This is a genomic window from Lentzea sp. NPDC051208, assembly GCF_040682435.1.
Lineage (GTDB): Bacteria > Actinomycetota > Actinomycetes > Mycobacteriales > Pseudonocardiaceae > Lentzea > Lentzea kristufekii.
Genome location: NZ_JBFBAW010000005.1, coordinates 113,376 through 136,095, shown reverse-complemented (window position 1 = coordinate 136,095; position 22,720 = coordinate 113,376). Strand labels below are relative to the sequence as shown.

Sequence of the window (22,720 nt, the reverse complement as noted above, 5' to 3'; positions counted from 1 at the left end):
GTGCGCTTCAGCTTGACTTGATCGCCGCGTCGTAGAGCGTCTTCTTGCTGATCCCGGCCGCCTCCGCGACCTCGGCGGCGGCCGACTTCATCCGCTCCCCGTCGGCGACGCGCTGCTTGACCTCGGCGACGAGCGTGTCGAGGTCGGGTTTGTCCTCGACGGGGGCCGGGCCGAGGACCACGGTGATCTCGCCGCGTGCGCCTTCCACGGCCCACTCGGCGAGTTCGGCCAGTGAGCCGCGCACGACCTCTTCGTACTTCTTCGTCAGTTCACGGCACACGGCGGCACGGCGGTCCGGCCCGAGCACCTCGACGGCGTCCGCGAGCGTGTCCGCGAGCCGGTGGGGAGCCTCGAAGAAGACGACCGTGCGCTGCTCGGTGGCCAAAGGTGCGAACCAGCGCTTGCGCTCACCGGACTTGCGCGGCGGGAAGCCGTCGAACGCGAACCTGTCGCTCGGCAGGCCGGACAGGGCGAGCGCCGTCGTCACCGCGGACGGCCCCGGCAGGCACGTGACCGTGACGTCCTGCTCGACACACGCGGCGACGAGCCGGTAGCCAGGATCGGAAACGGACGGCATTCCGGCGTCCGTCACGAGCAGCACGGTCGCGCCGCCGTGGAGCGATTCGAGCAGTCCCGGCAGGCGCCCGACCTCGTTCTGGTCGTAGAAGCTGATCACCCGCCCGGACGGCTTGACCTGCAACGCTGCCGCGAGGCTGTGCAGCCTTCTGGTGTCCTCGGCGGCGATCACGTCGGCCGTCCCGAGTGCCTCGATCAGGCGCGCGGAGGCGTCGCGGATGTCCCCGAGCGGGGTGGCTGCCAGGACAAGACGGCCTGAACCGGATACAGGACTCACAAGCTTCACCCTACGATCGGCGGCGTGACAGTCCTCGTGCAGCCAGGAGAGGCGCCCGTCGTCGTCGAGGAGCCGCCTACGGATCGTGCGGCGGTACTAGACCCGCCACCGTCCGGGGACCGCATGCGCGGGTGGCTCATGACGGCCGTCGTGACGCTGATCGGTGCCGTCGTGCGCTTCTGGAACGTCGGATATCCGACGGACAAGGGCACGCCGATCTTCGACGAGAAGCATTACGTGCCGCAGACGGCACAGGTGCTGCGCAACGGCGGCTACGAGGACAACCCCGGCTACGAGCTGATCGTGCACCCGCCGCTCGCCAAACAGCTGATGGCGATCGGCCAGGAGCTCTTCGGCTACGACGGCATCGGCTGGCGGTTCGCCTCCGCGCTCGCCGGCGCGATCACGATCCTGCTGATCGTCCGGATCGCCCGCCGCCTGACCCGGTCGGACCTGCTGGGCGCGCTGGCCGGCGTCCTGCTCATCGCGGACGGCGTCTCGCACGTCCAGTCGCGGATGGGCATGCTCGACATCTTCATCGCGCTGTTCGTCGTGGCCGCGTTCGGCTGCCTGGTCGTCGACCGCGAACAGATGCGCGCGCGCCTCGCCGTGGCCGTGCGCGAGGGCTTCATCAACAACTCGGCGTTCGGTCCGTGGATCGGCTTCCGCTGGTGGCGCTTCGGTGCGGGCGTGATGCTCGGTGCGGCGTGCGGCATCAAGTGGTCCGGCATCTGGTACATCGCCGCGTTCGGGCTGCTGACGGTCATCTGGAGCGCGCTGGCACGGCGTGCCGCGGGCGTCGAGGAGCCGTGGCTGGGCGCACTGGTGAAGGACGTCCTGCCGTCGCTGGGCGGCCTGGTCGCGGTGCCCGTGCTCGTCTACGTCGCGACGTGGTTCCCGTGGATGGCGAGTGAGACCGGCATCGACCGGCACGTGGTCGGCGGCAAGGTCAAGGACATCGCGTACGTCCCGGACGTCCTGCAGTCGCTCTGGTACAACGCGAAGAACGTCTACAAGTTCCACGTCGAGCTGGTCACCTCGGAGACCAACCGGCACCCGTGGGAGTCGAAGCCGTGGACGTGGCCGATGGGCCTGCGTCCGATGCTCTACTACTACGACAACTCCGTCACGGGCTGCGGCGCGGCGTCGTGCCTCGGCGCGATCATGCTCATCGGCACGCCCGCGATGTGGTGGCTCGCGTTCCCGGTGATCGGCTGGGCGCTGTACCGCACCATCGGCCGCATGGACTGGCGCTACGCCGGTGTCCTGGTCGGCTACGCCGCGGGCCTGCTGCCGTGGTTCCTCAACCTCGACCGGCAGATGTACTTCTTCTACGTCACGCCGATGGCGCCGTTCCTGGTGCTGCTGATCGTGCTGGCGCTCGGCGAGATCCTGGGCCGGCGCACAGCGGGCTCCGAACGGCGCGGCACCGGACTGCTCGTCGTCGCGCTGTACGTGGGCATCGTGGTGGCGAACTTCGTGTGGCTGTGGCCGATCCTGAACGGCAACCCGATCACACCGGAGATGTGGCAGCAGCAGCTGTGGCTGCCTAGCTGGCGCTGATCTCGAGGGCTCGTTCCCTGGTCAGGTCGCCTTCGAGCCTCATGGTGACCTGACCTCGTTGCCAGAGCAGGGTCTGACCGGTCAGCTGCGGTTCCTCGGTGTGCCACGCGCCGTCGCGGTCGATGTAGAAGAACACGTGCGGGAACGGGATCCAGATCTTGTCGCCGATCTGCTCGACGCCCTCCTGGTGGACGAGCTTGCCGACGGTCGAGCTGATGGTGCCGTCGAACTGGTCGAGCCTCAGGCCGCCGTAGTGCAAGCTGACGAACCGTCCTTCGTGGACGGTGATGTGGTCCGGCGTGCCGAGTTCCACCGGTAGGTGGATCTCGAACGGCATCTGCTTCCGGGCTTCGTCGAGTGAGACGTCCTGGCTCGGCAACGGAGGAGCGACTGATCGCGGCGCCTCCGTGCGGAACTCGACACCGGCGAACTCCAGGAGCTGCTGGACACCCGCCCGCACCGCCGGGGACACCGCGAAGGCGATCGCCGACGCGGTGATCGCGGCCACCAGTGCCGTGAGCCAACGGCTTCGCCTGCGGGGCGCGTTGATCCTGGTCAGCACCTGGGCGGTGACGTCCGGCGGTTCCGGCACGTGGATCTGCCGGCCCAGATCGCGGAGGGCGGCCTCTGCCCGGTCATCGGTCATGGGCCACCTCCTCCAGCATGGGGCGCAGCTTGGCCAGGGCGCGCGACAACCGCGACTTCACGGTTCCCTTGGCCAGGTTGAGGGTCTGCGCGGTCTCGGCCTCGCTCAGGTCCAGCAGGTACCGGCAAGTCACGACCTGCCGGTCGGCTTCGTTCAGGCTCTGGACGGCCTTCAGGAGCTTGACGCGGGAGTCGTCCACGAGCGTGCCGGGATCGTCGTGGTCGACGGTCTCGGTGATGGCCGCGAGCCTGAGCTCCATCAGGTTGCGCCGCCGTCTGCCGCGGTGCAGGTTCTTCGTCTCGTTCGCGACGATCTTGAGCAGCCACGGCTTGAAGTCGGCTTCGGGCTTGAACGTGTGGAGCTTCCGGTACGCCTTCACGAACGCCTCCTGCACCACGTCACCGGCGTCCGCGCCGGCCCCGAGCAGGTACGCCGTCCGGTGCGCGAGCGCGGTGTGCCGGGCGACCAGCTCGCCGTAGGCCGCCTGGTCACCTGCGATCGCCCGTGCCACCGCTTCGTCCGTGATGCCCTCTCTACACCGGGAACCCGGCTTCGGTTCCCGGTGTACTCGCGCCATGAGGATTCTGGCGTTGTTGTGCGCTTTCCTGCTGATCAGCGCACCGAGTGCGCTCGCGGGCGGCTGGGCGGTCACGTACGTCGACCCGGTGCCGTCGATCCAGCCCTCCGTGACCCACACGGTCGGCTACTGGGTGCTCCAGCACGGCACCCATCCGTTCTCCGGCGACCTCGGCAAGACGGGGCTGCGCTTCAAGTCCGGGCCGGACACGCGGGACTTCGTCGGCGTCGCGCTGGGCGAACCCGCGCACTACGCCGTGACGTTCTCCCTGCCCGCCGGCGCGTACGAGGTGTTCGGCGTGCAGGGCGTGTTCCCGGAGCACCCGCTGGGCACGCTGACCGTGCCGGGCACGTTGCTGGTGAAGCCGGTGGACCCGCAGAGGGTGCAGAGAACCGTGGACGGCCCGTCGCCGTGGCAGGAGATCGCGCCGCCACTGCCGGAACTCGAGGTCTCCGCCTCACCCGCCCCGGCCGCCGCGGTGGTGCCGGAGGAGTCGTCGGGAAAGCCCTTGCCCGTGTGGGTCGCCGGACTCGTCGTCGCCGGCGCGGCCGGTGTGTTCCTGCTGCTGCGCAAGAGGTTGCGGCCGAACGGCCGAAGGTGAGTGGTGAGGCGATCGGCGGAAACCGCCTCACCACTCTTCGCGTGGCATCCCGTGAGATGCCGAGGCCTTCCGGGTGAACCACGGCTTAGGTCGTTGAACGGTGAACCACCGTTACCGACCGGTCCCACGTTCACCCGGATGCCTACATCGGCATGTGCCTCGTGGGCGGCGGCGTCGGCTTGCTGATCATCTTGGTGACCGGGCCTTCCTTGCTCATGCCCTCCTGGTCGAGGAACTGCGACAGCTGCCCGCGCACCTGGGCGAGCGACGGACGGCGCCCCGGTTCGGGGTCCATCGCCGCGAGCAGGAGCCGCGCGTGCTTGCTGTTCTGCGGCAGCTTGGTGATCGGTTCGCCCTGGGCCGCGGCCATCAGCGAGGAGATCGGGTTCTCGCGGGAGCCGCGCGGCGGGTGGCCGGTCAGGGCGTAGGAGACCGTGGCGGCCAGCTGCCAGGAGTCCGACGCCGGGGACGCCGTCTCGCCGCGGGCCGTCTCCGGGGCGAGGAAGTCCGGGGTGCCGACCATCATGCCGGTGGCCGTGAGGGTGCTGTCGCCCTTGGAGCGGGCGATGCCGAAGTCGATCAGGTGCGCGGTGCCCTGGTTGTCGACGATGACGTTGGACGGCTTCACGTCGCGGTGCAGGACGCCCCGGTCGTGTGCCGCCGCCAGCGCGTCGGCCATGTTCAGCCAGAGGCGTGCGGCGAGCTTGTCGTCGATCAGGCCGTTCTTCAGGACCGTCTCGGACAGCGAGGCGCCCTCGATGTACTCCATGACCAGGGCGAGGCCGTCCGGGTCCTGGACGATGTCGAAGACCCGCACGCAGTTCGGGTGCCGGACCGCGGCCAGGGCTCGTGCCTCGCGGAGCATCCGCGCCTCGGTGTCGTTGTCCGGGGCGTGCGCGAGCTTCACCGCCACCGTGCGGTCGAGCTGCTCGTCCACGGCCAGCCAGACCGTGCCGAAGCCGCCGGAACCGAGCTGGCGGACGCGGCGGAACCTGCCGTTGCCGGGGTTCCAGACCTTGCCCGACTTCTGCACCGGCGCGGGCGACTCGGCGTTGGCCGCGCCCGGACCGAACGGCAGCGGGCCCGGCGTGTCCGCGAGCACCGCCGGGTTCGACGGCTGCTGCGGAGGACCCGGCTGCGGCAGGACCTCGGCGACGCGCGTCGGCGGGTACTGGCGCGGCGGCTGGTTCTGCGGCTGCGTCACCGGGCGCATCGGCCGGTTCATGGGCGCCGGCTGGTACTTCGGCACCTGCGCCGGCTGGTACGGCGGCGGGTTCTGGCCCGGGTTGTGCGGCGGCTGGTGCTGCGCTGCCGTGATCGGCTTGGTCGGCGCCTTCTTCTGCGGCTGACCGGCCGGAAGCTGGTTGTTCTGAGGCTGGGGCTTGCGTGCCACCGGCTGCGGTGGCGGCGAGCTCTGCGGGTTCCGGTCCTGGGACCGGTCGCGGCCGGGGCGGTTCAGCATGGCGGTAGTCAACCCGAAAATCCGCACGACGAGTGAGCCGATTATCGCAATCGGCAGAAACCCGAGGAGCACATGGCCGACGAGCGTTACGGGGAATGCCGACGTCGTCACCAGCAGTACCAGGAACATCGGCCAGAACACCCGGCGCGGCCAGTTCGGCCCGAGCCGGAACGCCGAGCCTGACTGCAGCATGACGAACAGCAGGCACAGCAGCGCGAGCGCCGCCGTGATGCCCGCGGCGGCCAGGAACAGCGGCTGCTCCGTCGGCCGCTGGATCACGCCGATGATCGACGGCGCCCCGTCGACCAGGTAGCTGCCCTGGGAGAACGTCCCGAAGCAGGTGGACTCGTCGAGGGAGGCCGATCCGGGGATGTCGCGACCGGACAGACCCTGCACCGTGCCGCGCATGACGAGCCACGGCAGCACCAGGCAGCTGGCGACGCCGAGCACGGTGAAGATGGCACCGGTCACGGGTCCGTAGGAGTTGCCGACCACCCGGCGCACCGCGATGGACAGCAGCGCCCCGATCGTCGGGAACAACCCGAGCACCGCACCGAGCGCCGTGGTGGTCCACACCCAGTCACCGGGGCAGACACTCGCACCCACGAAGCCGTGCAGCCACGTGAGCAAGGACTCAGCGAGCCCCACGACTCACACCACCCCTTCCGAGATCACCCCCAGCCTAGGCGGTCTGTCAGCGTACGGTGCGTGATTGGTTTGCGGTTGACGCCACAGCAACCCTTTCCTTGATCACCGCGTTGTACCTCCGTCCGGCTCGCGTTGAGCCTCTTGGCTCTAACACGTTGCGATGGACGGCTCCGTTGACAGAGGTCGCCCGTTCTGCGCATTTCGTTATCGAAGGCAGGACGAGCGGACACCTGGCGAACGGGTGGAAATACGACGTCAGCCGTCGTGAACCTGGTGATCGGAGAAGGTGCGGGAACTGCCGCGGCCCGACGACGCGCCGGCGTTTCGGCCGGCCGGATCGGGGGCCACCGGCAGGTCACCGAGACCCGCGATGAACTCGACGGTCCACAGGTGCCGCGCGGCCGGGTTGCGCTCCACGTAGGAGTCGCCGAGACCGTAGGTGGCGACGCGGGTGTTCTGGTCGTGCATCTCAACGGTGATCTGCGAGCCGAGCAGGCCCTTCTCACCGGGTGCGCAGGCCAGTTCCAGGCGGGTGCGGATCCACTGCGGCTCGGTGGCCGGGTCCGCTTCGAGTTCCTCGGAGACAGCGGTGCAGGCCGTGCCGTGAGCACGGAAGGTCAGGGCGGCCCGGAAGACGACGAGCTCACCGGCCGTGCAGCCGGTGAGAACGCGCGCTTCCACAGCTGTCTCCGTGCTGGAGACGACAGGACGGGCGGCCGTGCACCGGGCGGCAGGGGCTTCGGTCGACGCCGCTGCACCGCTGGAGGTGACGGCCCCGAGTAATAACGCGGCGACCACAGATCTCATGAGACAAAACTATTTGTGGACGCCGCGTTGATCACCGAACTTCACCCCACGGGTGGGTGAGCACGAAAAACGAGCATTAACTCCTCAGTGGTCGTGGTGGTCGTGCTCGGGAGCGAACGGCTGGTAGACGTAGAACATCGTGACCGGCTCGTCGCCCGCCACGGTCTCGTGGTCGACGCCCGGCGGCACGAACGCGTACGAGCCCGCCGTCGCCTCCACCCCGCCGATGCTCACGGTGCCGTCGATGACCCACGTGTGCTGCGTCGCCGACGGGTGGTTGTGGCCGACGTCGCGCGCGCCCGGCGCCATCTGGATCAGGCCGACGATGGTGTCGCCGCTCGGCGACTTCCACAGCAGCTTGTTCTGCAGCCGTTCGTCGCCGTGCAACGGGAACGCCTTCAGCTGGGCGAGGGCTTCGGCGGACAGGACCGTGACCTTGTCCTGCGGCACGTCGCTCATGGGAACAGCCTTTCGGGAGCCGAACGAGCTTACGGCCGTTATATAGGCGAAAGGGCCGCCCACATTACTGCGGGCGGCCCGGACTCACTCAGTTCAGCCGCATTCGGCCTCACCGTTGAACAGCAGGAACGTCGTCAGCTTCCCGTCGGTGAAGTGGAAGCTCAGCACGACGCCCTGCTGATCGGGCACCGGCACCTCGAAGCCCTTGCTGTCCTTGTCCACGGCGTTCGGGTAGGCCGCCTTGAGCTGCTCGACCGTGGCGCCCTTGCCGATGTTCTTCGCCGTCGTGGCCCCCGGCGGCGGCACGATCATCCGGATCTTGTCGCCGGCGAACAGGACACCACCGTTGGCCTCGCGCGCCTCGGCCCGCGCGGCGATGCGCTTCGTGGACTCCGCGGAGAGCTCGACCGACTTGGCCCCCGCCTCCGCGGCCGCGGCGAGCTTCTCAGCGTGGGCGGCATAGGCCGCGGCACCCGCGTTCGCACCTGGCGCGGGACCGACCGCCGCGTCGGCGTCGTCCGCCGCCTTCTTCGCGGCCTCGTACTTCTGCTCGATCTCGGCGTCTTCCGCGAGCTGCTTCGGATCGGGCACCGGCGCGCCCTGGTAGCGGTAGTCCTCGCAGTCGCCGGTCTTGCCGGCGGCGGTCGCACCGAGCTCACCGGTCGCCAGTGCGTCCTGTTTGGACATTCCGGGCTTCAGCTTGCCCCAGCCCGTCACGTCGAAGTGCTTCTCCTGCGTCGTCGCCTGCTGGTCTCCCGAACCCGTGGAGCAGCTGACGGCGGCAAGAGCCGCGCACACGACGAATACAGCTTTCAATCCCCCAAGATTGTTCACGCGCAGAAGATATCCGCCGCCGGAGGAACGGCCGAACGAGTTACTGACCACGCAATAGAAGAGAGCCGGTGGTCGCTATGACCACCGGCTCTCTTCTTACGTGGAGCTGAGGGGAATCGAACCCCTGACCTTCTCGATGCGAACGAGACGCGCTACCAACTGTGCTACAGCCCCTTGCGGTGTTACGAGAGAACTATAGCAGTCCCAGAAGGGGTGTTTCACCACCCCCTCCTAAGCCCCGACAGCACCTCGGTACCGCAGCGACTCCAGTCCGTCTAACTCGACGAAGACCGGGTCCTCGTCGTCGGAGTCGACCGGGATGGTGCCCGGAAGAACGCGGTGCTCGAAGCGCGGCAGCGGCGGCAGCGCGGGCCCGTCGTCGACGACCTCGACCTGGGTGGTCTCGGACTCCTCGGCGGCCTGCTGCGGGATCTCGGCGACGACGGCCGGCGTCTCCTGCTGCTGCGGGCCCGTCTCACGGCGGCGGCGCACCTGCTGCAGGCGGGCGAGCCGGCGGGCGCGGATCTCCTCTTCGATCCGCACCTGGCGGCGCAGGTACGTCAGGTAGCCGACGAGCAGCAGGTCGAGCGCGGCGTGTCCGTACCAGAGCTTCGCGTAGAACACTCCGGCGACGACTCCCGACACCACGGCGGCGATCAGGAGGAAGGCCACCACTCTGCGGCGGAACGCGTACTTCGCCTGCGCCACCAGGACGGCGGCTTCCGGGTCGTAGCCACCACGGCCACGCCGGAACGGGCGCTCGACGTACTCCTCCTCGTCGAAGTAGTCGTCGTCGATGTCGTGGATGTCGTCGTACTCGGCATCTGGCATGGCGTCGTACTCCTCCCCCACGCTGCGCGCACTCTCCTGGCGCTTGCGGGCCAACATGGGGACGAGGACCACGAGCCAGGCGACGACCAGCGCAACGATGATCAGCGAACTCGGCATTCCCCGTTCACCTCCCCCGGCCCACGCGTGGTGCTGTCAACCACGCTAGTCACAACAGTCACACCTGTCTCGGAGGCACGCCGAACTCGGTGCGTACCAAAGTGTGGTGTATCACCCACTTTCGGGTGAAGTGATTACGGCAAATGGAAGCGGACGTCAGGGAAGACGGGCCTCTCCGCGTGCGACCAAACGGCGCACTAGGCCATCCGGGACCTCTTCGGTCGTGAGCGCGAAGCAGAGGTGGTCGCGCCACTGCCCGGCAACATCCAGATAACGCTTGAAGAGGCCTTCCTCGCGATACCCGGACTTCGTGAGCACGCGGATCGAGGCGCCGTTCTCGGGACGGACGGTGGCTTCGAGCCGGTGCAGACCAGCGCCGCGGAAAGCGTGATCGGTGAGCAACGCCACGGCCGCCGTTGCGACGCCGCCTCCCGCCCGATCAGCGGCTACCCAATAGCCGATCCAGGCGGACAGCAACGAGCCGCGCACGATGTTGCCGACCGTGATCTGACCGGCGACCTCGCCGTCCACGAGGATCATGAACGGCAGCGTGGTGCCGCGCCGGGCCATGCCGCGCAACGACGACCACTGCGCGGGCCAGGACAGCGTCGCGTTGCGCTCGTCCCAGCCCTCCTGCGCCGTCGGTTCCCATTGTTCGAGGTAGGCGCGGTCGCGGATGCGCAGCCTCGACCACTTACCGCCGTCGAAGAGCCTCGGCCCGCGCAGTTCGACGGTTCCCGCGCGCACCTGGAGAGGCCCCAGCCGGACCGGCCAGCCGGGGTGTCTGCCCAGATCGGCGAAAACGCTCATCCACGCTGCGCAAGGAAGCTGACCAGCACCTCTTCGCCGACGGAGATCTCGGTGACGTCCTCCTCGACCATGATCAGGCAGTTGGCCTCGGCCAGTGACGCGAGCAGGTGCGACCCGGACGTGCCGAGCGGCTGCACCAGGTACTCGCCGTTGTCCGCGTCGCGCAGCAGCTGGCCGCGCAGGAAGCCCCGGCGCCCCTTGGTCGACTGCAGCGGCGACAGCAGGCGTGCGCTGACGGCGCGGCGGTACGGGTTCTTCTTGCCCAGCGCCGCCCTGATCAGGGGCCTGACCAGCACCTCGAACACGACGAGCGCGCTCATCGGGTTCGCGGGCAGCAGGAACGTCGGCACGGCGTCCGGGCCGAGCCGGCCGAAGCCCTGCGCCGAGCCGGGGTGCATGGCGACGCGGGTGACGTCCATGTCGCCCAGGTCCGTGATCGCGGCCCTGACCTCGTCGCCGACCGTGCCGCCCACGCCACCGGCGATGACGACGATCTCGGAGAGCAGCAGCCTGCCCTCGATCACCTCGCGCAGCCGGCGCGGGTCGGCCGACATGATGCCGACCCGGCTGACCTCGGCGCCCGCGTCGCGTGCGGCGGCGGACAGTGCGTACGAGTTCACGTCGTAGACCTGGCCCTGGCCGGGCGTGCGGTCGACGTCGACGAGCTCCTCGCCGAGCGAGATCACGGACACGCGCGGACGTGGGTGCACGAGCACCTTGTTGCGTCCTACAGCGGCCAGCAGACCCACCTGAGCAGCACCGATGGACGCGCCGCGGCGGACGGCGACGTCGCCGGTCTGCACGTCCTCGCCGGTGCGGCGGACGAACCCGGCGGACGGCACGCTGCGGCTGACCGTCACCTTGGCCTGGTGGCCGTCGGTGTACCCGAGCGGCACGACCGCGTCGGCCAGCGTGGGCAGCGGCGCGCCGGTCGCGATCCGCACGGCCTGGCCGGGCTGCAGCCTGCGCGGCTGCCGGGAGCCGGCCGGGATCTCACCCACGACCGGCAGCTGCACGGGGCTCGCGTTCGCGCCGGACACGTCGACGCTGCGCACCGCGTAGCCGTCCACGGCGGCCTGGTCGAAGCCGGGCAACGCGCGTTCCGCGACGACCTCCTCGGCGCAGAGCAGGCCCTGCGACTCCGAGATCGCCACCCGCACGGGTGCGGGCCGCACCGCGGCCGCGATCACCCGAGCGAGCTGCTCGTCCACTGACCTCATGTGATTGGTCCTCGCGCTCAGGAGTTGTCGAGGCGTTCCCGCAACCACTCACGCAGATCGGGTCCGTACTCCGGGGTGTTGAGTGCGAAGTCAACCGCAGCCCGCAGGAATCCGGCGGGATTACCAAGATCGTGTCGCCCGCCGCGGTGGACCACGACGTGCACCGGGTGACCCTCGTTGATCAGCAACGCGATGGCGTCGGTGAGCTGCAGCTCCCCGCCCGCGCCGGGCGTGATGCGCTTGAGCGCGTCGAAGATCGCCCGGTCGAGGAGGTAGCGCCCGGCGGCCGCGAACGTCGACGGAGCGTCCTCCGGCTTCGGCTTCTCGACCATGCCGACGACCTGCTTGACGTCGTCGTTGCCGGTGTCGCGGACGTCGAACACTCCGTACGCGGAGATCTGCTCGCGCGGGATGTCGAACGCCAGCAGGACGCTGCCGCCCTTCTCCTCGCGGACCTTCGCCATCTTCTTCAGGGCGTCGGTCGGCAGGATGATGTCGTCGGGCAACAGCACCGCGACGGCCTCGTCCTCGCCGGTCAGGTTGCCCTCGGCACAGCCGACGGCGTGGCCCAGGCCGAGCGCCTGCTCCTGGATCGCGGTCTCCGCCTTGATCAGCTTGGGAGCGCGCTGGATCTTCTCGACGAGGTCGGCCTTGCCGCGCGCGGCCAGCGTCTCCTCGAGTTCGGGGTTCGCGTCGAAGTAGTTCGCGACCGCCGCCTTCTCCGGCGACGTCACGATGACCAGCTTCTTGGCGCCGGCCTCGGCCGCCTCGCGCGCCACGTACTCGATGGCGGGGGTGTCCACGAGGGGCAGCAGTTCCTTCGGCACGGCTTTGGTCGTGGGGAGGAAACGGGTGCCCAGACCGGCCGCGGGCACGATAGCGGTGTGGAAGGCGCTGCTCATGGGCTGCGATGCTAACGACATACCGAGGGATACCCATCATGACGTCCGATCTTCGTGACCGTAAGGCCACGTTGCGTTCACGGTTGCTGGCCTCGCGGCGCTCCCTGCCGGCCGAAGTCCGCGCCTCCGAAGCCGCCGCGCTGGCCGCGCACGTCGCCGCCCTGGACGTCACGCCTGATCAGACGGTGTGCGCGTTCCTGCCGGTCGGATCGGAGCCCGGTGACGCGTCGTGGCTCGACGGGCTGCGGTGCCGGGTGCTGCTGCCGATCGTGACGGGCGACTCGCCGCTGGACTGGGCGGTGTACGACGGGCCGTCCGCGCTCGCGCCCGCCGGGTTCAAGCTGCTGGAGCCCACCGGTCCCCGGCTCGGCGCCTCGGCGATCGCTGGAGCGTCGCTGGTGCTCGTGCCCGCGCTGGCCGTGTCGGTGGACGGGGTGCGGATCGGGAAGGGGCAGGGCCACTACGACCGCTCGTTGCCGCTGGTCACAGCCCCGCTGGTGGGTGTCGTGCGGGACTGCGAGGTGCTCGCCGAGGTGCCCGGCGAACCTCACGACGTGCGGATGAACGGCGTGCTGACGCCCTCGGCAGGCCTGCGATGGCTGTGACTTTGACCTGGCATGTTTGCGCTCCGGGAAGGTCCTGAGCGAAAATCGTGTTGGCACTCACAACGGTCGAGTGCCAGAGCTAGGAGCAAACCCAGTGCCTACGTACCAGTACGCCTGCACCGCGTGTGAGCACCGGTTCGAGGCGGTGCAGTCGTTCAGCGACGCCTCCCTCACCGAGTGCCCCGAGTGCTCGGGCAAGCTGCGCAAGCTCTTCGGCGCCGTCGGCGTCGTCTTCAAGGGCAGCGGCTTCTACCGCACGGACAGCCGGTCGGGCGCGGCCAAGAGTGCGGCGTCCACGACGTCCTCTTCGGACTCGAAGCCGTCCGAGAAGAAGTCCTCGGACACGAAGTCCTCATCGGACTCGAAGGCCTCGACGAGCGCTCCGGCGGCCGCCGCGTCCTGAAGATCGCGAGTTGTCCACAACTTGCGCTCAGCCCCGTCCAACCTGCCTCCGACCACCCTACGGTCGGAGGCATGAGCCTTTCCACGACCGTTCTGGACCGGGTCCGCACGCTGTCCCGCCGCCGCCCTTCCGTTGCGTGGCGCCGTTTTCTGGCCCTGGGCCTGGCCCTGATAGGGCTGTTGACGTTCTTCTGGCCCGACGTGGGCCATCCGGCGGTGGTCGCGGCCAGAGATCTGCCGGCAGGCGTGTCGTTGTCCGCCTCCGACCTCCGGCTGGTCTCGCTGGCCTCACCCGTGGTGGGGACCTTCCCCGATCCCGCCGAGCTGGTGGGCAGAGCGCTGGCGTCCCCTGCGCGCGCAGGCGTCCCGTTGACGGACTTCGACCTCGCGAGCACCTCCGAAGAGCAGGCGTCGGTCGCCGTCCGGGTGGCTGACCAGGGCCTCGCCGACGTGGTGCGGCTGGGCAGCCGGGTCGACGTGGTGTCGTCGTCCGGCGAGGTGCTCGCGGAGAACGCGGCGGTGCGCGAGACACGCGGCCAAGTCGTCGTGCTCACGTTGCCGAGACTTAATGCAACTCGTGTGGCCGCGATGTCACTGGATCATGCATTAGCCGTTACTCTCCGCTGATGCTGAAGGGATTCAAAGACTTTCTGATGCGTGGGAACGTCGTCGACCTGGCTGTGGCCGTGGTCATCGGCACGGCGTTCACCGCGATCGTCACCGCGTTCACCACAAGCCTCATCAAGCCGCTCATCGCCTCGCTCGGCAGCGCCGAGACGAAGGGCCTCGGCTTCTACATCCGGTCAGGCAAGGAGGACACGTACCTCGACTTCAGCAACGTCATCAACGCCGCGATCAACTTCGTGATCGTGGCCGCTGTCGTCTACTTCGTCCTGGTGCTGCCGATCCAGAAGATCCAGGAGCGCCGCAAGAGGGGCGAGGAGGCCGGCCCGTCCGAGCCGACGAACGTCGAGGTGCTGCTCGAGATCCGCGACCTGCTCGCGAACCAGCAGCAGACCACCCCGGTGCAGAACACGGCGCCGGACCGCCGCGGTCCCGCGATCTGATCTCCATCCGTCCCCGCCGAGACGAAGCGCGCACCCGCCGCTCCACCGCGGTCCCGCGCGCTTTGTCCTGGCCAAGCAGTCGACTGCGCGGCGAGACCGGCGAATCCTGACCCGCAGACCGTGAGCCGAGGCCTTCAGGACCTCGAAGTCTTTCGGGCGCACCGACGACTCCGGCACCCACGCTCGGACAGTCAGCAGCCACCTGCGGCGTGTACGAGTTCAGTCGTACCGGCGAAGTCCGGGTAGCGCCCTCAGCGGGGCGCGTCAACACGACCCGCACGCCGAGCATCGGCGGCCCGCAGCACACGTCTGAGTCTCTCAGCACCGACGGCGGGACCCGAAGGCCGAACAGCGCCGCCACCACCGCGTCGAACGGCCCACACGCCAGACGTCTGCAATGTCAGCCCGCCAGCAACACGCCCAAGCCGTTCAGCCACACAGGCAGAGCCCGAAAGCAACACCCGCCACAACCGCGTCAACCGCCGTGATGCGGCGGCCTGTTCTCCCGGTACCAGGCCTCGCGGTCGTCCGGGGAACCCCCGCCACCACCGCGCTCGTCCGACGTCGTCTCCGGGAGCACGTCGCCGAACACCTCGGCCAACCGGCGACGACGCGCTGCGGCGTCGTCGTCGGCCGGCTTCGGCGACTCACTCTTCGTCAAGACCACTCAGCTGTTCGATCACGTAGGGCACCAGAGCCGACAGCGTTGCCATGCCGTCGCGGACCGCGGAGCGTGAGCCCGCGAGGTTCACGACGAGCGTGCTGCCGGAGACACCGGCGAGGCCGCGCGAGATGCCCGCGTCGACCGCACCCGCGGCCAGCCCGGACGCCCTGAGGGCTTCCGCGATGCCGTGGATCGGCCGGTCGAGCACGCCCTGCGTGGCGTCGGGGGTGACGTCGCGCGGGGACACGCCTGTGCCGCCCACGGTGACCACGAGGTCGACGCCACCGATGACGGCCGTGTTGAGAGCGGCCCGGATGTCGACCACCTCACCCTCGACCGCGACGGTGCCGTCGACGATGAAGCCCACTTCTTCCAGGAGTTCGGTGACGAGAGGCCCGGAGTTGTCGTCCTGCTCGCCGTGCGCCACCCGGTCGTCCACGATCACGACCAAAGCGCGGCCAAGGCGCTGCGCGCTGCGTTCCATACCGATCACCGTAGCGGGAGTCTGACTTCGAAGCGGCAGCCAGGACCGTGGTTCTGGACGCCGACTCGCCCGTGGTGCGCCTCGACGAGGCCCCGCGCGATGGAAAGACCCAGTCCCGCACCGGACGGATTGCGTGCGGACGAGCCGCGGAATCCGACGTCGAAGACCTGTGGCAGCACGTCATCGGGTATGCCGCCGCACGCGTCGTCCACCCGCACCACCGCTTCAGGTCCGTCCACATCGACCTGGACGGCCACCGAGCCGCCCTCCGGCGTGTGGCGGACGGCGTTGGACACAAGGTTGCGCACGACACGCATCAGTTCCGGATCAGAGCCCTTCACGACCGGCCACGCGCGAGCGTCCGCGCGCAGTTCGACACCCTCGCGCGCGGCGACCGGACGGGACGCGGCGACCACGTCGCTGACCACGTCGGCCAAGGCCACGTCGTGCATCGGCAGGTTCAACGCGCCCGCGGTGATCCGCGAGAGCTGGAACAGGTCGTCCACCAGCTTCGAGAGGTGGTCGGCCTCCAGGGCGATCTGCTTGGCGTAGACGGCGACCTCACCCGGCTCGGAGACGACCCCGTCCTCCAGCGCCTCGGTCATCGCCCGGATCCCGGCCAACGGCGTCCGCAGGTCGTGACTGATCCACGCCACCAGCTGCCGCCGCGCCGCCTCGGCCTCGCGCTCCCACATGGTGCGCCGGGCGATCGCCCGGCCCAGCATGATCGAGAACGGCACGGTGACCACCCCGACCAGCACGCACGCCATGAGCGTGGCGTTGAGCATCGGCGTGAACATGAACCCGCTGACCACCAGCACGCCGGCGATGGTCGCGACCACCGGCACGATGACCATGACGGTCATCGCGGTGGTGAGGGAGACGCGGCTCAGTCGATCGAACACGGGTCATACCTGTAGCCGACGCCCCACACCGTGCTCAGCCGCCGGGGCTTCGCCGGGTCCTCCTCGATCTTCTCCCGCAACCGTCGCACGTGGACGGTCACGGTCGACTGGTCGCCGAACTGCCAGCCCCACACCCGCTCCAGCAGCTCCGACCGCCCGAACGCCTTGCCCGCGTTGCCGATGAAGAACGCCAGCAGGTCGAACTCGCGGGTCGTCAGCTGCAACGGCCGCCCGTCCAGCGTCGCGGTGTGCGCGGCCACGTCCAGCACGAGGTTCCCGTCCCGCACCACCCGCGGCTCGTAGGCCCGATGCGAGCGCCGCAGCACCGACGAGACGCGCAACGCCAGCTCACGCGGGCTGAAGGGCTTCGTGACGTAGTCGTCCGCGCCGATCTGCAACCCGGCGATGCGGTCCTCTTCCTCGCCCAGCGCCGTCAGCATGACGACGGGCGTGCTCCCGCGTTCCCGGATCCGCCGGCACACCTCGAGGCCGTCGATGCCCGGCAGCATCAGGTCCAGCACCACGATGTCCGGCTCGCTCGCGCCCATCAGCCGCAGCGCCTGCTCCCCGTCACCGGCGAGCTCGACCTCGTACCCGGCGTGTTCTAGGTAGCGGCGCACCACGTCGCGCACCGTCGTGTCGTCGTCGACGACCAGGACCCGTTCCACCACGTCACCACGCTAAGCCACGAACCCCCGCACGGCCCCGTCTGTCACGAGGACGTAAGAAGAGGCCCCTTCCTGTGTGCGGGGCAGGTGCGCACAGCAAGGGGCCTCTCCGGGGTCGTCACGCTCGGTTTCCGGCGGGCGGCGGATGCCGGACACCGAGCGTCCCCCGACCTATCCCACCTCGACACCGTCGAGGGTGGCTTCCACCGTCCTGTTGTCGGACAGCGTGATCGTGACCTTGTCGCCGGGCGCCTTGGACCGCACGGCGGCCACCAGCGTGTCCGACTCGTCGATGCGGCGGTCACCGAACTTCGTGATCACGTCTCCGGCCTTGAGCCCGGCCTTCTCCGCGGCACCGCCGGAGGTGATCTCGGAGATTCGGGCGCCCTGCTCGGTCGACTCGACCTTCACGCCGAGCACCGTCTGCTTGGGCTTGCCGGTCTTCACGATCTCGTCGATCGTGCGGCGTGCCTGGTCCATCGGGATCGCGAAGCCGATGCCGACCGACCCCGCCTGGCCCCCGGCGGAGTTCGGGCTGTAGATCGCGGAGTTGATGCCGACGACCTGGCCCTGCATGTTCACCAGCGGTCCGCCCGAGTTGCCGGGGTTGATCGCGGCGTCGGTCTGGATGGCGTTCAGCACGGTCGCCTGCGAGTTGCGGGCGTCGCCGCCGGCCGAGACCGGGCGGTTCACCGAGCTGACGATGCCGGAGGTGACGGTGCCGGACAGTTCGAACGGCGAGCCGATCGCGACGACACCCTGGCCGATCTTCATGTCGCCGGAGTTGCCGAGCTGGACGATCGGCAGGCCGGAGACGCCTTCGGCCTGGATGACGGCGATGTCGGAGCTCGGGTCGCGGCCGAGGATCTTGGCGGACGCCGTCCTGCCGTCCTGGAACACGACCTTGATCTCTCCGCCGGAGGCAGCGCCCTCGATGACGTGGTTGTTCGTCACGATCTGGCCGTTGCCGGAGATGACGAACCCGGAACCCTCGCCGGCGCCGGACCGCGTCACGACCTGGATCTGGACGACGGACGGCAGCAGCTTGTTCGCCACGTCCTCGACCGAGCCCGCGGGCGCGTTCGAGGTCTGCGAGGCCGGGCGGGGCGTGTCGAGGGAGCTCACGGACGACGACTCGTTCGCGAAGTTGTAGCCCAGGTAGCCGCCGAGGCCACCGGAGAGCCCGCCCACGAGCAGCACGAGCGCCGCGACGCCCGCCACGACCTTCCCGCGGCCCTTGGACTGCGGCGGGACGGGCGGCGACTGGTAGCCGGGCGGAAGGTAGTACTGACCCGTCTGCGGTCCCGGCGGAGGCCCTGCGAAGGGCGGCTCCGCGCCGAACTGCGCGGTCGTGGCGCCGAGGCCGAGCGGGTGAGGTTGGCCGGACCCTGGAGGTGGAAGCTGCTGGCCGGGTCCGGACCCGCCGAGCTGCGCCTGACCCGCGTCAGGTGCTGGCACCTGCGGCTGGGCCGAAGAGTAGGAGGCTGGCGGATCGCCCAGGCCCGCAGGGGCGCTGGGTGCCCCAGCCTGGCCGGATCCCCCCTGCAAAGGATCCGGCTGGCCGGGATCCGGCAGCGACGGGCCCTGCTCCCGTGCGCCGGAGTCTGTCTGACCGGCGCTCGTCGGCACGGAGGGGGACTCTTCCGGCTGCGGCGCTGGCTTGTTGCTCTCGGTCATGGCCATAGTCTCGCGGCCCGTCCTGAGAGAACCCTTAGACCAGCCTGGGAGCTAGTTGTGTGTTCCCCGGAGGCGCTCGGCGATCTGCTCGGGCGTCACGTCGTTGATCCACACGGCCTCACCGGACTCCGAGCCCGCGAGGTACTTGAGCTTGTCCTTCGTCCTGAGCACCGAGAAGACCTGCAGGTGCAGCCACATCTCGTCGCGGCCCGCGTTGACCGGTGCCTGGTGCCAGGCGGCGATGTAGGGCAGCGGCCGGTCGTAGAGCGCGTCCAGCCGGTGCAGCACCGACAGGTAGAGCGACGCGAAGTCGTCGCGCTCCACAGAGGACAGCGCGGCGATGTCGGGCACCTGGCGCCGCGGGGCCAGCACGACCTCGACGGGCCAGCGGGCGGCGGCGGGCACGAAGGCGACCCAGTGCGCGGATTCCTCGATCACGCGCGCGCCCGCGCGCAGCTCGGCCTCCAGCACGTCACCGAACAACGGGCGCCCGTGCTCGGCGTAGTAGTCCAGGGCCGCGTTGAGCATCCGTTCGGTGCGCGGTGTCACGAACGGATAGGCGTAGATCTGGCCGTGCGGGTGCGAGAGCGTCACGCCGATCTCTTCGCCGCGGTTCTCGAACGGGAAGACCTGTTCGACCCCTGGCAACGTTGACAAGTAGGCGACGCGGTCCGCCCAGGCGTCCACGACGGTGCGCACGCGCGACTCGGAGAGCTCGCCGAACGACTTGTTGTGGTCCGACGTGAAGCACACGACCTCACACCGCCCACGGCCCGGCGCCCGCTCGAACAGCGGCTCACCATCCACAGTGGACGGCACGTTCGGCACGTTCTGCGCCAGCGAGGGGAACCTGTTCTCGAACACGACGACGTCGTAGTCGGCTTCGGGGACCTCGGTGGGCCGGCCCGGCGTCGACGGGCACAACGGGCAGAGGTCCGCCGGCGGCTTGTACGTGCGTGTCTGGCGGTGAGCCGCCATGGCGACCCACTCGCGGGTCAACGGGTCCAGCCGGACTTCGGACATCGGCTGGGTCTCGGGAAGGTCCCGGGTGTCCACCGCAACTCTCGGTGGCGCCTCAGCGCTGTCGTCGAAGTAGATGATCTCCCGGCCGTCCGCCAGCTTTCCCGCGGTACGCCTCACGCGAACTCCTCGTCACTTCCCGGAACATGAGCCAACACCAACTCGCCGACCTGTTCGGAGAGGATCGCCCGCGCGTCGTCCGGCAAACCCTCGTCCGTCACCAGGACGTGCGCCTCGTCGAGGTCCGCGATCGTGGAAATGCCGACCGTGCCCCACTTCTCGTGGTCCGCGACCACGACGACGCGTCCTGCCGCGTCGACGAGGGCCCGGTCCGTTTCACTCTCGTTGAGGTTCGGGGTCGTGAAGCCGGAGCGCTCGGCCATGCCGTGCACGCCCAGGAACACCACGTCCAGGTGCAGCGATCGCAGCGCCTGCACGGCCACGGGGCCCACCAGCGCGTCGGACGGCGTGCGCACGCCGCCGGTCAGCACGACCGTGCGGTCCGTGCGCCCGCTCTGCTGCAGCACGTCCGCGACGCGGATCGAGTTCGTGACGACGGTCAGGTCCGGGATGTCGTCCAGGAACCGGGCTAAAGTCCACGTCGTCGTGCCGGCGGACAGGCCGATGGCGGTGCCGGGACGCACGAGGCCCGCGGCAGCGGCCGCGATCGCCTCCTTCTCGGGCAGCTGCCGCACCGACTTGGCCTCGAACCCGGGCTCGTCGGTCGAGCGCCCGACGACGGACGTCGCACCGCCGTAGACCTTCTCCACCAGGCCACGCGCGGCGAGCACGTCGAGGTCGCGGCGCACGGTCATGTCCGAGACGCCGAGCCGCACGACGAGGTCGCTGACGCGCACCGCACCCGTACGACGGACCTCTTCGATGATTACCGCTTGCCGCTGACGTGCCAGCACCTCACACCTCTTCCCTGAGGACGACGACGTCCCCGGCTCGCACGGTGAGGCGTCCGGAGACCTGCGCGCCGGACAACACGTCGACACCGGACGCCTCGACCTGCACGTCGGTGCCGGTGTGGTTGACGGCGAAGAGGAACGATACGTCGCCCTTGCGCCGCACGAGCTCGATCGGCGAAGGCGACACCGCGACGCCCGCGCCGGAAAGCGCGTTTTCCACCGTTCGGCCGAGACCGCCCTCGTCGAGATCGCACGCCACGTACCAGGCGACACCGTTGCCGAACGCGTTGCGCGTCACCGCCGCGACGCCGGGCAACGGCCCGTCCGCATAGGAGACAACGGTGTCAGCGGTGCGGGTGTGCAGGTGCTCCGTCCACAACGAGGCGGTCGAGCCGTCGGTCAGCGAGACCGTCTCGTCCTCCCTCAGCGGGTAGAACTCCTCGGACCAGACGCCCAGCACGTCGCGGAACGCGCCGGGGTACCCGCCGAGTCGCACTCGCGTGTACTGGTCGGCAACACCGGACAGGTAAGTGACAACGACATGACCGCCGCCGGCGACGTAGTCCGCGATGACGGCGGCGTGCGCGTCGGACACCGCGTAGAACGCCGGCACGACCACCAGCGAGTACTTCGAGAGGTTCGTGCCCGGCGCCACGAAGTCGACCGTGACACCGGCCTGCCAGAGCGCCTTGTAGTACCCGAGAACGTGCTGCCAGTAGTCGAAGTCGTTGGTCGGGTGGGCGTCCTGGCGCAGCGCCCAGCCGGACTGGAAGTCGAACAGGACCGCCACGGAGGCGTCCACAGTGGAGCCGACGACCTCGGCCAGCTTCGCGTACTCGGCGCCGACCTCGCATACCTCGCGGTACACCTTGGTGTCCGTGCCGGCGTGCGGGACCATCGCCGAGTGGTAGCGCTCGCTGCCACCGCGCGACTGCCGCCACTGGAAGAACAACGTGCCGTCCGCGCCGCGCGCGATGTTCTGGAACGAGTGCCGCCGCTGCTCCCCCGGCAGCTTGGCGATGTTGCGCCGCTGCCAGTTCACCGCCGACGTCGAGTTCTCCATCAGCAGCCACGGTTTGCCGCCGGCGAGGCCGCGCACGAGGTCCGCGGACATCGCGAGCTCGATGTGCCGGTCCGGCGACTGGGCCTCGGTGTAGTGGTCGTTCGAGACGAAGTCGACCTCGCGGGCCCACTTCCAGTAGTCGAGGTCGCCGAACGTCCAGTTGACCATGAAGTTCGTGGTGATCGGCACGCCGGGCGTGATCATGCGCAGCACGTCGCGCTCGGCCTTGTACAGCTCGAGGATCGCGTCGTCGGAGAACCTGTCGTAGTCCAGCACGTGCGCCGGGTTCGCGAACGTCGGCGTCACGCGCGGGGGCAGGACCTGCGCGAAGTCGGTGTAGCCCTGGCTCCAGAACGCCGTCGACCACGCGTCGTTGAGCTGGTCGAGCGTGTAGCGGCTCGACAGCCACTCGCGGAACGACGCGGCGCACGTGTCGCAGTAGCAGCGCTTCACGTGGCACGCGTACTCGTTGCCGACGTGCCACGCGGCCAGCGCGGGGTGGTCGCGGTAGTGCGAGGCCATCTCGGCCGCGAGCGCCGTCGCGCGGTCGCGGTAGATGGGCGACGACGGGCAGTACGCCTGCCGTGAGCCGTGCGAGAGCCGCACGCCGTCCGCGCGGACGGGCAGCATCTCGGGGTACTCGGTGGTGAGCCACGGCGGGGGTGCGGCGGTCGCGGTCGCGAGGTCGACGCGGATGCCGCCGGCGTGCAGCAGGTCCATCACGCGGTCGAGCCAGTCGAACCGGTACTCGCCCTTGCTGACCTCGATCTTGGCCCAGCTGAAGATGCCCAGGCTGACCATGGTCACCCCGGCGCGCCGCATGAGCTCGACGTCCTCGGCCCAGACGTGTTCGGGCCATTGCTCGGGGTTGTAGTCAGCCCCCCAGCCGAGGCCGGGCAGGTCTGTGGGCCATGTCGTCAC

General features: G+C 69.5%; 25 protein-coding genes and 1 tRNA gene. 6 read left to right on the top strand and 20 right to left on the bottom strand.

Features of this window, described 5'->3' with window-relative positions:
- Positions 1-7: 7 nt before the first annotated feature.
- On the bottom strand, positions 8-853 hold the full coding sequence (gene rsmI / locus AB0M48_RS13490) for a 16S rRNA (cytidine(1402)-2'-O)-methyltransferase (protein WP_363840344.1): 846 nt from the start codon (positions 851-853) through the stop codon (positions 8-10).
- Between the two features lie 24 nt (positions 854-877).
- On the opposite strand from rsmI, the gene AB0M48_RS13485 reads away from it, so the two are divergent.
- Positions 878-2,416, top strand: coding sequence for a phospholipid carrier-dependent glycosyltransferase (locus tag AB0M48_RS13485; protein WP_363840341.1), 1,539 nt, complete (start codon positions 878-880; stop codon positions 2,414-2,416).
- Here the strand turns inward: AB0M48_RS13485 and AB0M48_RS13480 are convergent.
- A complete protein-coding gene (locus tag AB0M48_RS13480; protein WP_363840338.1) occupies positions 2,403-3,062 on the bottom strand; it encodes a hypothetical protein in 660 nt (219 codons plus the stop codon). The two genes, AB0M48_RS13485 and AB0M48_RS13480, sit on opposite strands and share 14 nt — an antisense overlap.
- A complete protein-coding gene (locus AB0M48_RS13475; RefSeq protein WP_363840335.1) occupies positions 3,052-3,573 on the bottom strand; it encodes an RNA polymerase sigma factor in 522 nt (173 codons plus the stop codon). The genes AB0M48_RS13480 and AB0M48_RS13475 overlap by 11 nt, the downstream gene beginning before the upstream one ends.
- Positions 3,574-3,637: 64 nt before the next feature.
- Here AB0M48_RS13475 and AB0M48_RS13470 point away from each other — a divergent pair, with 64 nt between their 5' ends.
- Positions 3,638-4,240: a hypothetical protein gene (locus AB0M48_RS13470; protein ID WP_363840332.1), complete on the top strand. Its 603-nt coding sequence runs from the start codon at positions 3,638-3,640 to the stop codon at positions 4,238-4,240.
- Positions 4,241-4,382: 142 nt separating this feature from the next.
- On the opposite strand, the gene AB0M48_RS13465 is transcribed toward AB0M48_RS13470, so the two are convergent.
- The 9 genes from AB0M48_RS13465 to AB0M48_RS13425 all read right to left on the bottom strand — a co-directional run bounded on the left by AB0M48_RS13465 (position 4,383) and on the right by AB0M48_RS13425 (position 12,330).
- On the bottom strand, positions 4,383-6,350 hold the full coding sequence (locus tag AB0M48_RS13465; RefSeq protein WP_363840329.1) for a protein kinase: 1,968 nt from the start codon (positions 6,348-6,350) through the stop codon (positions 4,383-4,385).
- 255 nt (positions 6,351-6,605) lie between these two features.
- Positions 6,606-7,031 carry a hypothetical protein gene (locus AB0M48_RS13460; protein ID WP_363840326.1) on the bottom strand — a complete coding sequence of 142 codons (426 nt, stop codon included), beginning with the start codon at positions 7,029-7,031 and terminating at the stop codon, positions 6,606-6,608.
- A 210-nt stretch (positions 7,032-7,241) separates the two neighbouring features.
- Positions 7,242-7,616, bottom strand: coding sequence for a cupin domain-containing protein (locus tag AB0M48_RS13455; RefSeq protein ID WP_030481326.1), 375 nt, complete (start codon positions 7,614-7,616; stop codon positions 7,242-7,244).
- Between the two features lie 93 nt (positions 7,617-7,709).
- Positions 7,710-8,432, bottom strand: a complete 723-nt coding sequence (locus AB0M48_RS13450; RefSeq protein WP_363840321.1) for a hypothetical protein — start codon at positions 8,430-8,432, stop codon at positions 7,710-7,712.
- 119 nt (positions 8,433-8,551) lie between these two features.
- Positions 8,552-8,624 (bottom strand) — tRNA-Ala (locus AB0M48_RS13445).
- Between the two features lie 57 nt (positions 8,625-8,681).
- Entirely contained in the window at positions 8,682-9,398 is a 717-nt protein-coding gene (gene glpR, locus AB0M48_RS13440) for a gephyrin-like molybdotransferase receptor GlpR (protein WP_363840318.1), read from the bottom strand.
- A gap of 156 nt (positions 9,399-9,554) precedes the next feature.
- Positions 9,555-10,208 (bottom strand): GNAT family protein, encoded by a 654-nt coding sequence (locus AB0M48_RS13435; RefSeq protein ID WP_363840315.1) that lies wholly within the window; start codon positions 10,206-10,208, stop codon positions 9,555-9,557.
- Positions 10,205-11,428 carry a gephyrin-like molybdotransferase Glp gene (gene glp, locus AB0M48_RS13430; RefSeq protein WP_363840312.1) on the bottom strand — a complete coding sequence of 408 codons (1,224 nt, stop codon included), beginning with the start codon at positions 11,426-11,428 and terminating at the stop codon, positions 10,205-10,207. Before glp ends, AB0M48_RS13435 begins: the two co-directional genes overlap by 4 nt.
- A gap of 17 nt (positions 11,429-11,445) precedes the next feature.
- On the bottom strand, positions 11,446-12,330 hold the full coding sequence (locus tag AB0M48_RS13425) for a UTP--glucose-1-phosphate uridylyltransferase (RefSeq protein ID WP_319990041.1): 885 nt from the start codon (positions 12,328-12,330) through the stop codon (positions 11,446-11,448).
- A gap of 38 nt (positions 12,331-12,368) precedes the next feature.
- On the opposite strand from AB0M48_RS13425, the gene AB0M48_RS13420 reads away from it, so the two are divergent.
- The 4 genes from AB0M48_RS13420 to mscL all read left to right on the top strand — a co-directional run bounded on the left by AB0M48_RS13420 (position 12,369) and on the right by mscL (position 14,404).
- A complete protein-coding gene (locus AB0M48_RS13420) occupies positions 12,369-12,935 on the top strand; it encodes a 5-formyltetrahydrofolate cyclo-ligase (RefSeq protein WP_363840308.1) in 567 nt (188 codons plus the stop codon).
- A gap of 94 nt (positions 12,936-13,029) precedes the next feature.
- A complete protein-coding gene (locus AB0M48_RS13415) occupies positions 13,030-13,338 on the top strand; it encodes an FmdB family zinc ribbon protein (protein WP_363840305.1) in 309 nt (102 codons plus the stop codon).
- Between the two features lie 71 nt (positions 13,339-13,409).
- Positions 13,410-13,964, top strand: a complete 555-nt coding sequence (locus AB0M48_RS13410) for an SAF domain-containing protein (RefSeq protein WP_363840302.1) — start codon at positions 13,410-13,412, stop codon at positions 13,962-13,964.
- Complete coding sequence (gene mscL / locus AB0M48_RS13405) at positions 13,964-14,404, top strand: large-conductance mechanosensitive channel protein MscL (protein ID WP_363840299.1); 441 nt, start codon at positions 13,964-13,966, stop codon at positions 14,402-14,404. The genes AB0M48_RS13410 and mscL overlap by 1 nt, the downstream gene beginning before the upstream one ends.
- A gap of 475 nt (positions 14,405-14,879) precedes the next feature.
- Here mscL and AB0M48_RS13400 read toward each other — a convergent pair whose 3' ends face one another.
- From AB0M48_RS13400 to AB0M48_RS13365, 8 genes are all read right to left on the bottom strand, one after another.
- Entirely contained in the window at positions 14,880-15,065 is a 186-nt protein-coding gene (locus AB0M48_RS13400; protein ID WP_363840296.1) for a hypothetical protein, read from the bottom strand.
- Positions 15,052-15,552: a molybdenum cofactor biosynthesis protein B gene (locus tag AB0M48_RS13395; RefSeq protein WP_089909148.1), complete on the bottom strand. Its 501-nt coding sequence runs from the start codon at positions 15,550-15,552 to the stop codon at positions 15,052-15,054. Before AB0M48_RS13395 ends, AB0M48_RS13400 begins: the two co-directional genes overlap by 14 nt.
- A gap of 5 nt (positions 15,553-15,557) precedes the next feature.
- Positions 15,558-16,418: a HAMP domain-containing sensor histidine kinase gene (locus AB0M48_RS13390; RefSeq protein WP_363841297.1), complete on the bottom strand. Its 861-nt coding sequence runs from the start codon at positions 16,416-16,418 to the stop codon at positions 15,558-15,560.
- 23 nt (positions 16,419-16,441) lie between these two features.
- The gene (locus AB0M48_RS13385) at positions 16,442-17,128 is read right to left on the bottom strand and encodes a response regulator transcription factor (RefSeq protein ID WP_363840291.1); all 687 of its coding nucleotides are present in this window, start codon (positions 17,126-17,128) and stop codon (positions 16,442-16,444) included.
- A 168-nt stretch (positions 17,129-17,296) separates the two neighbouring features.
- The gene (locus AB0M48_RS13380) at positions 17,297-18,583 is read right to left on the bottom strand and encodes a trypsin-like peptidase domain-containing protein (protein WP_363840288.1); all 1,287 of its coding nucleotides are present in this window, start codon (positions 18,581-18,583) and stop codon (positions 17,297-17,299) included.
- Positions 18,584-18,853: 270 nt separating this feature from the next.
- Positions 18,854-19,942, bottom strand: coding sequence for a galactose-1-phosphate uridylyltransferase (gene galT / locus AB0M48_RS13375; protein WP_363840285.1), 1,089 nt, complete (start codon positions 19,940-19,942; stop codon positions 18,854-18,856).
- Positions 19,939-20,736, bottom strand: a complete 798-nt coding sequence (locus AB0M48_RS13370; RefSeq protein WP_363840282.1) for a DeoR/GlpR family DNA-binding transcription regulator — start codon at positions 20,734-20,736, stop codon at positions 19,939-19,941. Before AB0M48_RS13370 ends, galT begins: the two co-directional genes overlap by 4 nt.
- Before the next feature lies 1 nt (position 20,737).
- Positions 20,738-22,720, bottom strand: coding sequence for a beta-galactosidase (locus AB0M48_RS13365; RefSeq protein WP_363840279.1), 1,983 nt, complete (start codon positions 22,718-22,720; stop codon positions 20,738-20,740).

What these genes read in the sequence shown, in the direction of transcription:
- AB0M48_RS13480 (WP_363840338.1), bottom strand. Translation starts at nt 3,062, where the DNA reads ATGACCGATGACCGGGCAGAGGCCGCCCTCCGCGATCTGGGCCGGCAG.
- AB0M48_RS13470 (WP_363840332.1), top strand. Translation starts at nt 3,638, where the DNA reads ATGAGGATTCTGGCGTTGTTGTGCGCTTTCCTGCTGATCAGCGCACCG.
- AB0M48_RS13455 (WP_030481326.1), bottom strand. Translation starts at nt 7,616, where the DNA reads ATGAGCGACGTGCCGCAGGACAAGGTCACGGTCCTGTCCGCCGAAGCC.
- glpR (WP_363840318.1), bottom strand. Translation starts at nt 9,398, where the DNA reads ATGCCGAGTTCGCTGATCATCGTTGCGCTGGTCGTCGCCTGGCTCGTG.
- AB0M48_RS13435 (WP_363840315.1), bottom strand. Translation starts at nt 10,208, where the DNA reads ATGAGCGTTTTCGCCGATCTGGGCAGACACCCCGGCTGGCCGGTCCGG.
- glp (WP_363840312.1), bottom strand. Translation starts at nt 11,428, where the DNA reads ATGAGGTCAGTGGACGAGCAGCTCGCTCGGGTGATCGCGGCCGCGGTG.
- AB0M48_RS13425 (WP_319990041.1), bottom strand. Translation starts at nt 12,330, where the DNA reads ATGAGCAGCGCCTTCCACACCGCTATCGTGCCCGCGGCCGGTCTGGGC.
- AB0M48_RS13420 (WP_363840308.1), top strand. Translation starts at nt 12,369, where the DNA reads ATGACGTCCGATCTTCGTGACCGTAAGGCCACGTTGCGTTCACGGTTG.
- AB0M48_RS13410 (WP_363840302.1), top strand. Translation starts at nt 13,410, where the DNA reads ATGAGCCTTTCCACGACCGTTCTGGACCGGGTCCGCACGCTGTCCCGC.
- mscL (WP_363840299.1), top strand. Translation starts at nt 13,964, where the DNA reads ATGCTGAAGGGATTCAAAGACTTTCTGATGCGTGGGAACGTCGTCGAC.
- AB0M48_RS13395 (WP_089909148.1), bottom strand. Translation starts at nt 15,552, where the DNA reads ATGGAACGCAGCGCGCAGCGCCTTGGCCGCGCTTTGGTCGTGATCGTG.
- AB0M48_RS13390 (WP_363841297.1), bottom strand. Translation starts at nt 16,418, where the DNA reads ATGACCGTCATGGTCATCGTGCCGGTGGTCGCGACCATCGCCGGCGTG.